The 15,847-nt window shown below is 57.3% G+C and carries 10 protein-coding genes; 4 read left to right on the forward strand and 6 right to left on the reverse strand.

The features are described from left to right. Nucleotides 1–20 precede the first annotated feature (20 nt). From KORLAC_RS15585 to KORLAC_RS15595, 3 genes are all read right to left on the reverse strand, one after another. Complete coding sequence (locus KORLAC_RS15585; RefSeq protein ID WP_160328652.1) at nt 21–3,200, reverse strand: TonB-dependent receptor; 3,180 nt, start codon at nt 3,198–3,200, stop codon at nt 21–23. Nucleotides 3,201–3,267: 67 nt separating this feature from the next. Next, nucleotides 3,268–4,254 carry a FecR family protein gene (locus tag KORLAC_RS15590; RefSeq protein ID WP_160328653.1) on the reverse strand — a complete coding sequence of 329 codons (987 nt, stop codon included), beginning with the start codon at nt 4,252–4,254 and terminating at the stop codon, nt 3,268–3,270. Nucleotides 4,255–4,294: 40 nt separating this feature from the next. Beyond that, nucleotides 4,295–4,978 carry an RNA polymerase sigma factor gene (locus tag KORLAC_RS15595; protein ID WP_068308188.1) on the reverse strand — a complete coding sequence of 228 codons (684 nt, stop codon included), beginning with the start codon at nt 4,976–4,978 and terminating at the stop codon, nt 4,295–4,297. A gap of 528 nt (nt 4,979–5,506) precedes the next feature. Here KORLAC_RS15595 and mobA point away from each other — a divergent pair. From mobA to KORLAC_RS15615, 4 genes are all read left to right on the forward strand, one after another. Continuing rightward, nucleotides 5,507–6,055 (forward strand): molybdenum cofactor guanylyltransferase, encoded by a 549-nt coding sequence (mobA, locus tag KORLAC_RS15600; RefSeq protein ID WP_068308191.1) that lies wholly within the window; start codon nt 5,507–5,509, stop codon nt 6,053–6,055. Nucleotides 6,056–6,287: 232 nt separating this feature from the next. After that, nucleotides 6,288–6,494, forward strand: coding sequence for a cold-shock protein (locus KORLAC_RS15605; RefSeq protein ID WP_068150689.1), 207 nt, complete (start codon nt 6,288–6,290; stop codon nt 6,492–6,494). A 209-nt stretch (nt 6,495–6,703) separates the two neighbouring features. Next, on the forward strand, nt 6,704–9,949 hold the full coding sequence (locus KORLAC_RS15610) for a S41 family peptidase (protein ID WP_068308194.1): 3,246 nt from the start codon (nt 6,704–6,706) through the stop codon (nt 9,947–9,949). Nucleotides 9,950–9,999: 50 nt separating this feature from the next. Further along, a complete protein-coding gene (locus KORLAC_RS15615) occupies nt 10,000–11,697 on the forward strand; it encodes a dipeptidyl-peptidase 3 family protein (RefSeq protein WP_068308197.1) in 1,698 nt (565 codons plus the stop codon). 35 nt (nt 11,698–11,732) lie between these two features. Here the strand turns inward: KORLAC_RS15615 and KORLAC_RS15620 are convergent, their stop codons facing one another. The 3 genes from KORLAC_RS15620 to KORLAC_RS15630 all read right to left on the reverse strand — a co-directional run bounded on the left by KORLAC_RS15620 (nt 11,733) and on the right by KORLAC_RS15630 (nt 15,772). Next, nucleotides 11,733–13,502 carry a GAF domain-containing sensor histidine kinase gene (locus tag KORLAC_RS15620; protein ID WP_068308199.1) on the reverse strand — a complete coding sequence of 590 codons (1,770 nt, stop codon included), beginning with the start codon at nt 13,500–13,502 and terminating at the stop codon, nt 11,733–11,735. Further along, on the reverse strand, nt 13,502–15,094 hold the full coding sequence (locus KORLAC_RS15625; RefSeq protein WP_068308202.1) for an HD domain-containing phosphohydrolase: 1,593 nt from the start codon (nt 15,092–15,094) through the stop codon (nt 13,502–13,504). The genes KORLAC_RS15620 and KORLAC_RS15625 overlap by 1 nt, the downstream gene beginning before the upstream one ends. Before the next feature lie 171 nt (nt 15,095–15,265). Then, the gene (locus KORLAC_RS15630; protein ID WP_068308205.1) at nt 15,266–15,772 is read right to left on the reverse strand and encodes a PAS domain-containing protein; all 507 of its coding nucleotides are present in this window, start codon (nt 15,770–15,772) and stop codon (nt 15,266–15,268) included. Nucleotides 15,773–15,847: the final 75 nt, after the last annotated feature.

Here is a 15,847-nt window from a genome sequence, read left to right on the forward strand (position 1 = left end):
TTCGCCTTTCCGGCCTTAGCCTAGAAGTCGAATACAGCGCCAAGATAGAAGCGCCGCCCCACCGTGTCGTAGAATTCCGGAAACGTATCCTGCACCGAGCCGCCGAATACGCGGGGTGCGGTTTCATCAAACAGGTTGCGGATTCCACCGTAGACGGTGACATGCTCGTTGACCCGAAAACGCGCCGCAACGTCGTTATAGAAGACTGCTGGAACCTGCCCTTCAGGCACGTCAATGAGCGCCAGGTTGGACACAGCCGTTCCCCGGAAACGTACATCCCAGTCCACCGTCACATTGCCCATGTCAAAACTGATTCCCGCCTGAATACGGTGCTTGGGGTATTTCGGTAGGCCGCGCAGGTCCTCAATGGGGCCGTCGACAGAGTTCTGCAGCTTGGTGTCAAGATTTCGCGAATACAGCCCAGTTACAGAGATGCCGTCAAGAAAATGGCCTTGCCCTTTCAGGTCCAGCAGGTACTGGAGTTCAACATCATAACCCTTCAGCCAGAACTGACCGGCATTGAAGATCGTGCCTGTCACCGCGAGCAGGCTTCCGGTCGACGGGTCGCGCTGGATATAGGGGCTGCCTGTCACCGGATTATCGCCACAGAATAGGTTGGTCAGACCTTCGCTTTGATAGCACACATCCAGAAGCTGGTCGGCGTCCAAGTTAACGATATAGTTCGATACCTTGATCCGGTAGGTATCAACGGACACCCTCAAACGCCCCGGGAAATGATCGAACAGGCCTTCGCTGTCAAATGTCATGCCCCAGGTCAGGTTGGTGGAACGTTCTTCGCTCAGATTCGGGTTTCCGAAACTTTGGATATCCACAAATGACTGGCTTTGTTCGAACCCATCCGGCACGCCAAGACGCCCCTTGCTGCGACAGTTCTTGGCCAGGGTGCTGACGTCGAACCTGATGATCTGGCTACACGGATCTTGAAATGTATCGAACCCGCTGGGACCACCGGCAAACAGTTCGGCAATGTTTGGAGGCCGCCGCCCGCTCTGAAAAGACAGGCGAACCGAAACACCACCACCCGGAGCCCAATAGCCACCGGCATGCCAGTTGACGATTCCACTGGTGGTGGAGAAATCGGAAAGACGCAGGCCGAATGTTGCGGTCAGTTCTTTGGCAAATCTCTTGTCCTTGAGAAGCGGTGCGGTGACGTCGAAGAAACCTTCGATGGCGTCAAAGCCGCCACTCGACCCTGGAAAGACCAGGGATCCGCTGACCGGTCGCACTTCAAGCGCTGGGTCCGGTTCGTCGTCAAGTGCTTCATGGCGATACTCAAGGCCCAGGGTCAGCTTGGTGTCTTCATCGGTGAATCCGTCCAGCGGGCCCGAAATTGCAAAGCTGAAAACATTCTGGCGCGTACTGATCTTGCGTTTGGCATTCGGCGCCTTCAGGAAGTCGATCTGTGCGTCGCTCAAATGCCCATACCCGAACGGGTTGATCACACTGCAGCCAACGGTCCGGCTGCAAGTCTCGGGGTTGATCGCAGCAGCATAGTTTTTGATATCCAGAAGGCCGTCACGTTCTTCGTCTACCTCGTTACGGCCAAACTGATAGTAGACATCGTAGGACCAGCCCGGCGCCATCATGCCTTGGAAGCCGATCAGCGACCTGAGCGTACGCCGCGAGATATAGGTCCGGCGCGGGCCAAGCTCGACCATGCGCCGCGACAGGATCAACCCCTCAGCCCCGGCGAAACCCTGGTCCGTCAACAGATCGCGCAAGTCGTCTGGGATATATGGGTTATTAAGTGGAACGGTCACCGGCGTCCCGTCTTCACGGTTGAGGCCACTACCAATCCCCAGCGGAATGGGCGCCAACTGCGAAATTACATTTGTATCGGCGAGGCTGTTCTCAAACACCAGCTTGTGCCCGCGGGAAATATCATAATTCAGGTTAAGGGTTGCAAACAGGCGGTCGATCGGAGTGATCAACGTATGGCCTTCGGCAAAGTTATAAATCTGACTTAGGCTGCCATCGGCTGGAGCAATCCCAGTTCCTGTATCATTAAAATAATACCGACCGTCCAGCGACGCGATTTCACCATTTGACAGGGCTACACTTTGGATATGCCCCGTAGGCGTCGTGCTGCTGCCGCCAAACCCACGCGTAAACACAGCGCCTTCTTCAAACGACCGGCGTCCATTTAGGGCAAAGCCACTTGGGTTCGACGTTACTTCCCGGTCTGACATATAAAGGCCGGACTGATCATCGATGGTCAGGCTTGCGATCACACTGCCCTTGCCTTCCGAAAATTCGTTGCCGAAGGTCAGGGTGGCCAGAATTTCCTCGCGGTCGCCGCGCTCTGTCACACCGCCCTGAACGGCACCGCTCCAGCCGTCCAGATGGTCCTGCAGGGTGAAATTCACCACGCCAGAAACCGCCTCACCGCCGTAGGAAGTCGCTGCGCCGCCGTTGATGATTTCGATGCGTTCCACCAATGACGCGGGGATGCTGTTTAGGTCCACACCGTAAAGCGTCAGCGATCCACCAAATGTGGGTACGAATCGCCGTCCGTTCACCAGCACAAGCGTCCGCTCCGGCCCGATACCTCTGAGGTCGGCCATGTTCAGCCCGGCCGGGGTACCAAAGATCGTGGTATTGGCTGATGTGATATCCGACAGCATGCTTGGCAGTTCAAACAGAAAGTCCGAAACATTCACCTTGCCGCCAAACTGCACATCTTCGCCGCCCAGCGCCTGGGTCGGCTTGAATTTATAGTAAGGCGGATTGCTGGTGCGGGTGCCAACAATCAGCAGCTCATCGATCACCGCTGTGGCGCTCAGTGACAGGCTTCCCGTGTCTGTCACCGGTACGAAGCCTGAGCCGCCACCCACCGGACGCGTAATCACGGGCCGGACCGGCACAATCGCCAACGTATTGCCGCCCACGTCCACTACATGCAGGCCGCTGTTGGCAAGCAGAAGGTCCAGCGCAACCTTGGCAGAATATTGGCCCGCCAGGTCAGGCGCGTCCTTGCCCGCAACAAGGCGGCTGTCGAACACCAGGCCAAGGCCTGTCAGGTCTGTGAATTCCAGCAGAGCGTCAGAGAGGGCTTTTCCCGTCAGGTCGAACTGCACCATGGTGTTGATGCTGGCAACCTCATTCGTTGCCGCAATCTCAGACGCAAAAACGGGACCCCCTATAGCGAGGGTCACCGCCAAATAAGATACCGATGTCAAGCCACTGCACTTCATCCCGAGCCCTTTTAAGCCTCCCCGCTGGCACGAGTATCGCTTCTAGGACGATCTAATTCTTTTGTCTCGCATAAAGAAGTATCACGCCGTCCAGACGCTTGACCGCGTCAATTGAAAATGCCGATTCAAGGGCATCTACAACGACGTCCTGGTCCGTGAGGTTAAAGGTACCGGATACCGGCAGGTCCGCCAACTGCGCGTCCGCTATTTCAAGCGGTGCGTTGAAATAGCGATTCAGGTCCTGAACAACAACACTGAGCGGTGTCTCGTGATACAGCGCCTTACCTGTGCGCCATGCCATGACGGACCCGGTATCGAAGCCTTCAACAACGGCCTCATTCTTGTTGGCGTCATGCTCTGCCTGCTCGCCCGCATGCAAAAGTGCCACTTCACGCACATCGTCATCATCTGACCGCTGTGCGACCGACACCAGACCTGAAAGGACCGATACAACATTCGACGAAGCGCCCAGGCGGACATTGAACTTGGTGCCCAGCACCCGCACCTGCGTATCGCCGGCATCAACAATGAACGGACGGCTTTCATCCCGCTTGACGCTGAAGAAAGCCTCGCCCCGTTCGATAGTGACGTGGCGTTCGTCGTCCTCCATAAGGGTGGTAACCTGAGTATTGGTATTCAGCTGAAGCACGCTACCGTCCGCCAGCGCGATGGTGGACCGCTGGCCCTTCGCAGTCGCATACGTAACCGGCTCAGGCGCTGAAACCCACATGCTCACAGACAAAACAGCCGCAACGACAAAGCCTGCTGCCAGAGAAGAAATGCCTGCAACCCAGCGCTGACGCTTGCGCTCTTCGGCGACCTCGTGAAGCTCACGCTCGAATTCTTCCTGGAGCGCAGCCTCGCCAACCGCGTCAAGGTCAGCGGTCATCGCCGCCAGTTCAGCATAAGCCCGGGCGTGGCGTGGGTCTTCGTCCCGCCAGTCCGCCAGGTCCGCTTCGGTATGCGCACGATTGTCGCCAGACATAAGCCCCACAGCCCATTGGGCCGCCTGCTCTTCTATGTCCTGCTTCTTGCTCATTGTCATCACTTCAAGGCCTTTCGCCTGTAGTCCACTTTTGTCACGCCTTGCCACCTCGGCCCCGCCGCGTCTTGCGGGGTAACGGCAAAATGGCAGCGCCCGGCTTCTTCAACAGCCGGGTGCGAAGGCGCTTCAGGGCGTCCATCATATATTTCTCAACCGTGCTTTCGGACACACCCATCTCGCCTGCAATCGCAGCATAGGTCTTGTCCTCAAACCGGTTTTTGATGAAGGCGATCCGCGGCTTGTCAGGCAACGCCCGGATCGCATCCATCATTTCCCCCACATCCTGCCTGTGCCCAAGGGCTTCTTCGGGCGTCGGGTCGTCCGTTGGCAGGTCTGCGACAGTCTTCGAGACACTGTCATCATCCACCTGCACCTGGCGCCTGAGCACACGGCCACGGCGTTTCAATTCATTAATCGCCAGATTTGCCGCGGTCTTGAACAGGAGAGCCTGAGGGTTCTCTATTACTTCGACACTCGCAAAGCGGTAGACCCTCATATAAACATCCTGAGCGACATCGGATGCGTCGTCCGCATTGCCCAGTTTCTTGGTGATCCAGCCCACCAACAGCCCATGACTGGCCTTGATGGTGGCCTCAAGCGCCCGGATATTTTTACGCCGCGCAGCCTCGTCCAGAAGCGGACGATCCCCGCCTCCCACGTCCTCGGGTGCCGGCTCGCCGTCTTTCACCAGTTTGATATGCGGTGCTTTTCGCAGCACAAATATTCCCTCACCTATCCGAAGTACCGCCTTTGAGGCTGTCGCCACCAAAAGGCCCGCTTCGCCCCCCGTTTCCCCGAGCACTGAAACACCAGCGTTCCTGCGCCTTCTAAACGGAAAATCAGAACCAATAGTTTGGTCATAGATCGTCCGTCTTAGGCCAGCAACAAAAAAAGTTGGAGGGATGGCGTCAGATGGGTTGTCTAATGGTACGAAGCACAGATGGTGTTTCCTCTCATGTTTTAACTTTCCAAGCGGAGCGGGTATTTTGCCCACTCCGCTATTTCTCTTGGAAATTTAAATAAATATTTCCAAATAAACAGTTATTTACTTATAGTTTATTGTAATAATATTTCGTTTAGCGCATCACTTTTCCTAGCGTTACTTAAAAGCAACACCAGCCTGACAATCTGCCCCATCCCACACCCGAAACCTTCAGGCAACGCCGCCGTTTCGCTGTTTTCCTAAACCATTGATATAGTTTGGGCGCACAAGAACCGCCCAAACCCGGGTGATTCGCCGTATGAAATGGGACAAATCCGTCTTATCATCCCCGGCATGACCGAAACCCTGACAACATTCGTCCTGGCGGGCGGGCGCTCCAGCCGCATGGGGCAAGACAAGGCCGAGATAGAAATCGACGGCCGCAGGATGCTTGACCGCGCCTGCGATTTGGCCGCTGAGGTGGGCAGCGACCGGGTTGTCGTCCTGGGGCGGCCGGACCACCCGTTAGGCGTGGCAGACGAACAGCCTTTCGCAGGTCCCGCGCGTGCCATCGCCGCGTACCTGCCGCGCCTGCAAAAGCCCGCGCGCATCCTGGTACTGCCGGTCGACATGCCTTTCCTGAAGCCCAATCATATCAAGGCCTTGCTGGCAAACACACCAGGGGCCTACTTTGATGATATGTATTTGCCCTTCACCGCCCTCGTGCAGGAAGGTGTCACCATAATCGGTGATCGCATACGGGACCTGCATGCCGCCTTTGGCGTGACAAGCATACCGTCAGACCCTGCCTGGGGTGACGCCCTTGTGAACATAAACACGCCAGCGGTGCTGGCGCAGATTGCCGGGAAATAGAAAGCTGCGTCATTTAGGGCACAGGCCAACCGGAATGTCATATAATTTTCATTCCGTTACATCTTGAATCTGCTGGACAGCAGCCTGCGTTAGTATAAGGTGCGTTTTGCATGGATTTGGAATCACTTGACCCAAGTCTGAATGCGGACTGCGACTGATCTGCTTGGTACCGAACTGTTTCCAAAAACGCCGATGCCACGACTGACTTCGCTACTACTTGGAGACCACTAAGATGGCAAACGGTACTGTAAAATGGTTCAACACCACTAAAGGCTTCGGCTTCATTAAACCAGAAGATGGCGGCAACGACGTGTTCGTACACATCTCTGCTCTCGAGCGCGCTGGTCTTTCCGGCCTCGAAGACAACCAGCCTGTTTCTTACGAACTGGTTGAAGACCGCCGTGGTCGTATGTCTGCTGGCGAGCTGAAGCTTCGCTAACAGAATTCATACCGCAAGGTAGGAAAGGGACGGTTTTTACCGTCCCTTTTTTTGTGTCATTTTCCATCCCCCCAACGTCCCCGCTGGCGCGGCAATCAGTCCCACTACTGGACCAGTTGCAATCCGCCTTCAGGCGTGGCAGGAAGAATCCCTATAAAAAGTGGTGGCTTCGGGGGAAGCTGCCGACAACGGGGATCCTGGGGGATATAATGAAAAAGACATCCATCACACTGACACTTGCCACACTTATGTCCGGCACTGCGCTCGCGGCCGACATCAGCCCAAACTGGCTCCAGCATGCCGCCATCTCACCAAACGGCGATGAGATCGCGTTCAGTTACAGGGGTGACATCTACAAGGTTCCGGCGAAAGGCGGTACAGCCGTTCCGCTGACAGTGAATGCTGCCTGGGAAGGCCACCCGGTCTGGTCGAAGGACGGCAAGACGCTGGCTTTTGCGTCTGACCGCAATGGCAATCTGGATGTCTATGTCATGCGGGCGACAGGTGGCGATGCCACCCGGCTGACGTTCCATTCTGCAGACGATATCCCCAGCGATTTCACAGAAGACAGCAAAAGCGTGCTGTTCCAGTCTGCCCGGCTGGACGATGCTGCCAGCAGCCAGTTCCCTGCTTCAGCCTATCCGGAACTATATTCTGTCGACCTGTCTGGCGGCACGCCTGTGCAGCTTCTTACCCTTCCGGCTGTGAACGCACACTGGAACAAGGGCGGCGACAAGCTGATCTACCAGGAGGAAAAAGGCCGCGAAAGTGATCTTCGGAAACACGACCGCTCTGCCTTCGCCCGCGATGTGTGGATGTATGATCCCAGCACCGGTGCCCATACCCAACTGACGACCAACCCGGCCGGTGACCAGGAACCGGTTTGGGGCCGGAAAGATGACAGCTTCTATTTCCTTAGCGACCGCAGCGGCACCTTCAACGTCTGGGCCGGCAAAGTGGGCGGCGACGCCAGGCAACTGACAGACCACAGCCTGCATGCCGTCAGGTCCCTGTCTGCGGCCAAGGATGACACGCTCGCCTACCTCTATTTTGGCGATCTTTATACCGTCAAGCCCGGCAGGAAACCGAAAGCCATTGAGGTGACCTTCGCCAATGATGGCCACGGTACAGAAGAAGAGCGTCTGTCGGTTGCAGGCCGCATTGGTGAGTTTGCCGTGTCCCCGAACGGCAAGGAAATCGCCTTCGTCTCGCGCGGGGATGTGTTTGTCACTTCAACCGAATTCGCCACAACCACCCGCATCACCGACACGCCAGGCATGGAACGCAGCGTCAGCTTCACCAAGGACGGTGACGGCCTTCTGTATGCGGCAGAGCGGGACGGCAAGTGGCGCATCATGGAGACAAACCGCAAGTATGACGGCGAGAAATATTTCTTCACGGCCACAGGGTTTGAGGAAACCGAGCTGTTTGAAACAGACGAGGACGTGTTCCAGCCGCTGTCTTCACCCGACGGCAAGAAGGTCGCCTTCATTGGCACGCGCGACAATATCCGCGTTTATGACCGCGACAGCAAAAGCGTCACCACCGTGCTGGACGCCACACAGAACTATTCCTATGTGGACGGGGACATCACCTTTGACTGGTCGCCCGACAGCAAATGGATCACGGCGGATTTCGCCTCAAACGGTCGCCTGTTCTTCACCAATGTCGCCATTGTGCCGGCCGACGGCAGCGAAGGCCCACATGATATCAGCCTTTCGGGCTACACGGACACGTCGCCCACCTGGCACGAAAGCGGCGGCATCATCTATTGGTACAGCGCCCGCTACGGCCAGCGCGACCACGGCAGCCACGGCACCCAGTTCGATATTTACGCCAGCTTCCTCAACAAGGAGGCCTGGGACAAATTCAAGGCAAACAAGGAAGAGCTGGCGCTGAAGAAAGAGGCGGACGCCGAAGCGGAAAAAGCCAAGAAGGATGATGAGAAAGAGGACGACACCAAAGACAGCGACAAGAAAGACGCTGAAGAGGTGACGCCCATCGCCATCGAATGGGACAAAATCGAAGACCGCCAGGCGCGGCTGACAATCCATTCGTCCAACCTTGGCACGGCGCTCCTGTCGAAGGACGCGGACAAGCTCTATTATCTGTCGTCGTTTGAAGGCGGCTATGACCTGTGGGTTCACGACTTCCTGGAAAATGAGACCAAGAAGCTGCTGCCGCTGGGCGCAGACCGGGCCTCGATGACCCTCTCTGGCGACGGTAAAACCCTGTTCCTGCTGGCGGACGGCGCCTTCAAGAAAGTGGACACCAAAAGCGGCAAGCCTGAGGGCATCAAGGTGTCCGCCGACCAGACCATCAGCGCATCTGCCGAGCGCCGCTACCTATTCGAGCATATCTGGCGTCAGGTGAATGACAAATTCTACCGGCCCGGCTTCCACGGCCAGGACTGGGATGCCATGCGCCGCGACTATGCGAAAAAGGTGGATAGCACGTCAAACAACCGGGATTTCGCCCGCCTGATGGAAGAAATGCTGGGGGAACTGAACGGCTCGCACACCGGCGCTTACTATCGGGGCGGCAATGGCGGTACCAGCACTGCAGCCCTGGGCCTGTTGTTCGAGAACGGCAGCTTCCGCGTGACTGAGGTGCTGGAAGACAGCCCAGTGCTGGAGGCTGAAAAAACAGTCGCGGCCGGCATGACCCTGACAGCCATCAACGGCACCAGCCTTGACGCCACGACCAACATGTTCGCCCTGCTGGACGGCAAGGCCGGTGAGCGCACCCGCCTGACCTTCAAACCGGAAGACGGCGACGCCTTCGATATTGTCGTCAAGCCCACCAGCCTGCGCGATGAAGCCGGCATGATGTATGACCGCTGGGTGGAAAGCCGCCGCAAGCTGGTTGAGGAACTCTCGGGCGGACGCCTTGGCTATGTCCATGTACCGCGCATGGCAGACAATGTTTACCGCAGCGTCTACCGCGACATGTTCGGGCGTTATATGAACGCCGAAGCGCTGGTTGTCGACACCCGCAACAACCGGGGCGGCGACCTGACAAACGACCTGATCAAGCTCCTGGACGGCAAACAATATATGACCAACATGCCGCGCGGCCGCAAAGCCCAGGGCGAACCGCTGACGCAGTGGACCAAGCCTTCCATCGTACTGATGAACGAAGGCAACTATTCTGATGGCCACTGTTTCCCGGCGGGCTTTGCCGCGCTTGGAATGGGCAAGACCGTGGGCATGCCGGTGCCGGGTACTTGTTCCTACGTCTGGTGGGAACGGCTGATGACCGGTGACCTGGTATTCGGCATCCCGCAGATGGGCATTCTGGATACAGAAGGTGACTGGATGGAAAACAAGCAGCTTGAGCCCGATGTGAAAGTGAAAAACATGCCCGGTGATGTTGCTGCAGGCAAAGACGCGCAGCTTGAAGAAGCCGTGCGGGTGATGCTTGAGGACCTGGATACCACCCTGAAATCTGAATAAGACAGGGGCATCTGAATAAAAAACCAAGAATATAAGAAGGGGAAATTATCATGTCTAAAACCGTGATCGGCCTGACGGCAGCAGCGCTCGCGCTCGCCGGCGGCTATTATTATATGTCCAGTCAGGGTGCGCCGGAGCCTGTGGCGCAGCAAGAGCAGCACGCGGCAGAGCATGCCTACGACCTGCAGGCCCAGCGCGCCAAGATCGCCAAGGTGAAGATGGATGTGGATACCAGCTTCCTGACAGACGAAGAACGCGCGGTCGTGAACAAGCTCAATGAAGCCGCCGAGCTGATGAGTGAGATCTACCTGCGCCAGCGCAGCGAAGACAACCCGGCGATCCGTGCTGAAATCGCGGCCTCAGACGCGCCGAACAAAGACCTGCTGCTGGATATGTTCGACCTGCATTTTGGGCCGTGGGATACGGTTGCGGAAGCGCACCCCTTTTACGGCAACACCGAAATGCCCGCAGGCGCCGCCTTTTACCCGGCGGACATGACGAAAGAAGAGTTTGAAGCCTGGATCGAGGCCCACCCCGAGGACAAAGAGGCTTTCACCAGCCTCTATACCGTGATCCGCCGCGACGGCGACAAACTGGTCGCCATCCCTTACCGCGAGCATTACCGCGAGTGGCTTGAGCCCGCGGCCAAGCTGATGCGCGAAGCAGCTGAGATCACATCGAACCCAAGCCTGAAGAAGTTCCTGACTTTGCGCGCGGAAAGCTTCCTGACAGACGATTATTTCGAAAGCGAAATGGCCTGGATGGACCTTGCCGACACACCAATCGAAGTCGCAATCGGGCCTTATGAGGTCTATACCGATGGCCTCTTTGGCTACAAAGCCGCCTATGAAGCCTTCATTACCATCAGGAACCCGGAAGAAAGCGCGGCCCTCGCACGCTACAAGGACTATCTGCGGGACATGGAAGCCAACCTGCCGGTGGACGACAGCTACAAGAACTTCAAGCGTGGGTTCGAAAGCCCGATTGCAGCCACCTACCAGATTCATGGCGGCGGCGACAATGTGCCGGGTGTGCAGACCATTGCCTTCAACCTGCCGAATGACGAGCGCGTACGCGAAGCCAAAGGCGCGAAGAAGGTCCTGCTCAATAACGTGCTGGAAGCCAAGTTCAAGCTGATCCTGAACCCGATGGCCGAACATATCCTGGCGCCCGCAGACGCCGAAAAGCTGATGGCCAAATATATGGCCAACGAGACGCTGTTCCATGAGCTGTCCCACAGCCTAGGACCTGGCTCCATCACGGTTGACGGCGTCGAGACCACTGTGAACGCCCAGCTGAAAGAGCTCTATAGCGCCATTGAAGAAGGCAAGGCGGACGCGATGGGCGTCTATAATATCCTCTTCATGATGGAAAAGGGCGAGCTGCCGAAAGCCGAGCGCGACAATATGCTGGCCACCTATTTTGTCGGCCTGTTCCGCGCCATGCGCTTTGGCGTCGACGAAGCCCACGGCCAGGGCGCAGCCTTCCAATATAGCCTGCTGAAGGAAGACGGCGCCTTCACCACCGACCCTGAGACGGGCCGCTTCAGCCTGGACTATGACAAGATGGAAGCGGCAGTGACGGATATCGTGCGCCGGGTTGTGATGCTGCAGGGTGATGGTAACTATGATGAAACCAAAGCCTTCCTGAGCACCTACGGCAAACTGGATGAGGCCTCCAAGGCGGCCATCGCCCGCACCGCCGACATTCCGGTGGACATCCAGCCCGAATATCCCAGCAAGATCTAGGGTCCCGGCACTGAGGAACCAATGAAGGGCGGGGATTACTCCGCCCTTTCTTTTTGCCGCTGTGCCGTCTTCCGGTTCTCAAGCGGCAACTTGATGGTGAACCGGGTGCCGCCGCCCTCGGCATCGCCCACCTCAATGCTGCCGCCCAGTTTGTGATAGACGGTATTATAGACGATATTGAGCCCAAGGCCCGAGCCGCCGGTGCTGCGCGCAGTGGTGAAAAACGGCTCAAAAATCTTTTCGCGGATGTCTTCAGGGATGCCGCGACCATTATCCATCACCTCAATGATCACGTCCTTCTTGCCTGCCTGTGCGGTGACCTTGATCTGTTTGTCGTCAAAGTCTGGCCGGTCTGAAAAGCCGTGCAGGGCGGCGTTCATGATCAGGTTGGTCAGGATATGCGACAGGTCCCCGGGCACGGTTTTCATCATCAGCTTGCCACCGGCTTCGGCTTCGACCTTCACGCCTTTTTTCCTCAGCGTCGGCACCAGGCTGTCGACAATCTCGTTGATATAGTCCCCCACATCAATCTCGCGCGTGTCGTCGGCTGACTGGTCCACCGCCACCATCTTGAAGCTGCGCACCAGATGGGCCGCGCGCTCCAGGTTCCGGCGCACAACGGTGGTACCCTCGTCCGTTGTTTCCATGAAATTGGTCAGGTCTGATTTCTTGATCCTGCCGGTATCCACCATGCGCTTGAAGCCTTCGAACACCTCAGCCATGTGCGTGATGCTGGTCAGCGCCACGCCAAGCGGCGTATTGATTTCATGCGCGACACCAGCCACCAAGCCGCCGAGCGACGCCATCTTTTCAGACCGCACCAATTCCTCCTGCGCCAGCTTCAGGGTTTCCATGGCCTCTTCAAGGTCACGGGTCCGCTTCTTTACCTTCATCTCCAGCATTTCATTGAAACCGCGCAGGCCCTCTTCGGCCACACGCCTGTCGTGGGCCTCCAGCATCCTGAGGATCAGGTCACACAGGTAGGATACGAAAGCGATTTCGCTTTGGCGCCATTCACGCTCATAGGTTTCCTCGGCCGCTGCAATCGCGCCGACGACACGAGGGCCGCGCATGATGGGCACAATGAGGATGGACTTGATGTCCTGTTCGCGCCCGTCGCCTGAGCGCACACCCTTGAGGAAATCCACCGCCTTGACGTTAGGCACACAGATGGGCTCACCGGCTGCCAGCATCTCGAACAGCGCCGGGTTGACCTCCTTGTCCAGCCGCTCCAGCTCCATATGTTCGCCCGTGGGCGACCAGTATGATTCCTGCGGATACAGCGACGTGCGGTCCACATTCATCAGCCACACATCCGTGCGTGTGGCCATCAATGCCTTGCCGGCGACCTCGGTCATGATCAGATAGGCACGTTCCTTGGTGCCATCATAGATGGCTTCCTCATTCGCCAGCTCAGACAGCGCCCGTTCCATCCGCGCGATGCTGTCCAGGCTGCGCTTCTTCTCGGACAGGTCCCGGATCAGCGTCAGGGTGCTGCCATCCGGTAGCGCCAGGTCATCGAGCGCACAATAGCGGCCTTTGCCAAACTCGAAGATGCCGTCCTCTGCGCTCAAATCCGATATTTCATCCAGCCTGTTAAGCGCCTTAACGGCTGCAGGCTCATACGTGCGCAAGATATCCCGCACTTCTTCACGGGTTTTGCCGATCATGTCGTTATGGATGAAGCCGGGAAACAGCTCGCCGATCCGCTCGTTGAAGGACACCAACCGGCCATCGGGGCCATAGACGATATAGCCCACGGGTGACGCGCTCAGCTCACCTTCGTACGGGTCCTTGGGCAGCATCAGTCGTCCTCATTAACCGGCAGCGTATCCCGGTAGCGATCATATATCGTCCGGATTTCCGGCAGCTTCTTGAAGAAGACGTCAATGAGTTCCGGCTGGAAATGCTTGCCGCGCTCCTCGCGCAACAGGGCATGCACCTCGTCTTCGGGCCAGGGCTTCTTGTAGCAGCGCTCTGACACCAGCGCGTCATATACATCCGCCAAGGCAGTGATGCGCCCAACCAACGAAATCTCGTTGCCCTTAAGGCCGTTGGGGTAGCCACTGCCGTCCCATTTTTCGTGGTGCTCATAGGCCAGCGACGCCGCCACCTGCAACAGCGCGCGATCAGAATGCTTGAGTATGTCATACCCGAGTTGGGCATGGGTACGCATGATATCAAACTCTTCCGGCGTCAGCTTGCCGGGCTTGTTGAGGATGGCGTCCGGGATGCCGATCTTGCCAATATCATGAAGCGGGGATGCCAGCCGGAAGGTTTCGGCCTCATGTTCGTCCATGCCCATCTCAACACCCAGAAGCTTCGATAGCTCCGCGACCCGCTTCACATGGTTGCCGGTTTCCTTCGACCGGGTCTCAACGGCCTGCGCCAGGCGGTAGACCACCTCGCGCTGGGTATCGATCAGCGCGTTCCGCAGGTAAAGGTTTTCAACGGCAATCAGCACATTGCGGACGAAAATCTGAATCAGGTGGGTGTCAATCACTGCCGGGCGGCCTTCGCCGACCAGATAAAGGATGCTGGCCCGGCCCGAATTGCCCACCACCATGCCGATGTAGGAGCCGTCGACCCAGAAGCCATATTCGCCGCGCCCGCGTTCCCGGTGTTCCTCGATGGCCGCGGCCACACGGCTGGGGAAATGCTCCCAGGCAGATTTGCCGACATTGCCTGCGAACCGGCCCGTGCCGGCGACCAGAGTCATTTCCTTGCGGTCGTGGGTCGCGGCGGCTGCGTCCTCAAGGGAGAAGGCCACATCGCGCCCACCCGCCACCAGGGATGACACCTGCTTCAACACACCGCTGGCGAAATTGTCCAGGAACTGCTCCTTGAACATTTCGGCGGACGAATCGATCACCCGCACCAAACCACGGCGGCTGGCTTCAATGATATTGATGTCGCGGTAGCTTCTCAGCGTGGCATAGATCAGCGTAAACAGCTTGGTCGACGAAAGATCTGTCTTTTCCTTATAGTCATTGATGTCGTAGCGCACGATGACGTCGCGTTCGGGCGCCTGGCCCGGCTGGCCGGTCCTGAGCACGATCCGCACCATGGAGTTGCCCAGTTCATTCCGGATGAAATCCACCAGATTGAGACCAGCGTCGTCGCTTTCCATCACCACATCCAGAAGGATGATGGCGATATCATTTTCCTCTTCCAGGATTTTACGGGCAGCAGCGCCCGACATGGCTTCCAGGAACTGGAGCGACATACCGTCAAACTGGAAGCCCTTGAGCGCAAGTTTGGTTGCCACATGGACATCCGGCTCATCATCGACAATCAGGATTTTCCAGGCATGCTGATCGACGGACGGGGCATCGCCTTCATCGTCCTCAATCAACAGGTCGTCGTCATCTTCTATAACCAAAAAGTCATCGTCCACGCGGTGTCTCCGCCTTTGATGTTGATGAGGCGGGAAGACTTCGCTCCCCTGCCACCTTTCCCCCTGGTATTTCTCCCTGAACGACTCCTGACATTTTCAGGCCATGCAATGTTTGCACAAACCATTTTATGATCGGTTAATCATACCACAACCATAGCGCAACTTCAGCGCCTAGCATGCAAAGGCCCGGCGAACCGCGACATGCAGGAACAACCGGTCGATATCCCTGTTGTTTTCGGACAGCGGCACATACATCACCGAAACCCGAAGATAATTTTTTTCCTCAGACAGGGTGTAGGCCTGCACCAGCACCGGTTTGCGGCGTTCAAGGCAGAAGGCCGCGCTTTTGAAAATGCGGTCTGCAACCTCACTGGACGGATGGATGAATATGCTTTTGCCCGTCATCTCGCCATAGAAATTCACCACATTGGTGCCCATCAGGCGCACCTTGACATCCTCAAGCACGCCGGCCGGGTCAAACTCGGGCGTCATGATGCAGACGTCAGGCAGGATATCCCTCAGTTGGCCGGGCTCAATATCCGCCCGCCAGGCCAGCCGCTTGCCGCCGGTCCTTTCCTCGAAATAGGACAGAACGCGCTCAACTTCGGGACGCTCAGCCCGATAGCTCTCCGCCTCTTCCAGCGAAAAACCAGGCAGGTTTTCCCGCGTCCGGCCCATGGTCCCGGCATCTTCTTCAAAAGACGAAATAAGCTGCCTCCTTTACATATCGCACCAGCATACAGGGCGACCGTC

It is taken from the genome of Kordiimonas lacus (assembly GCF_001550055.1).
GTDB classification, from domain to species: domain Bacteria; phylum Pseudomonadota; class Alphaproteobacteria; order Sphingomonadales; family Kordiimonadaceae; genus Kordiimonas; species Kordiimonas lacus.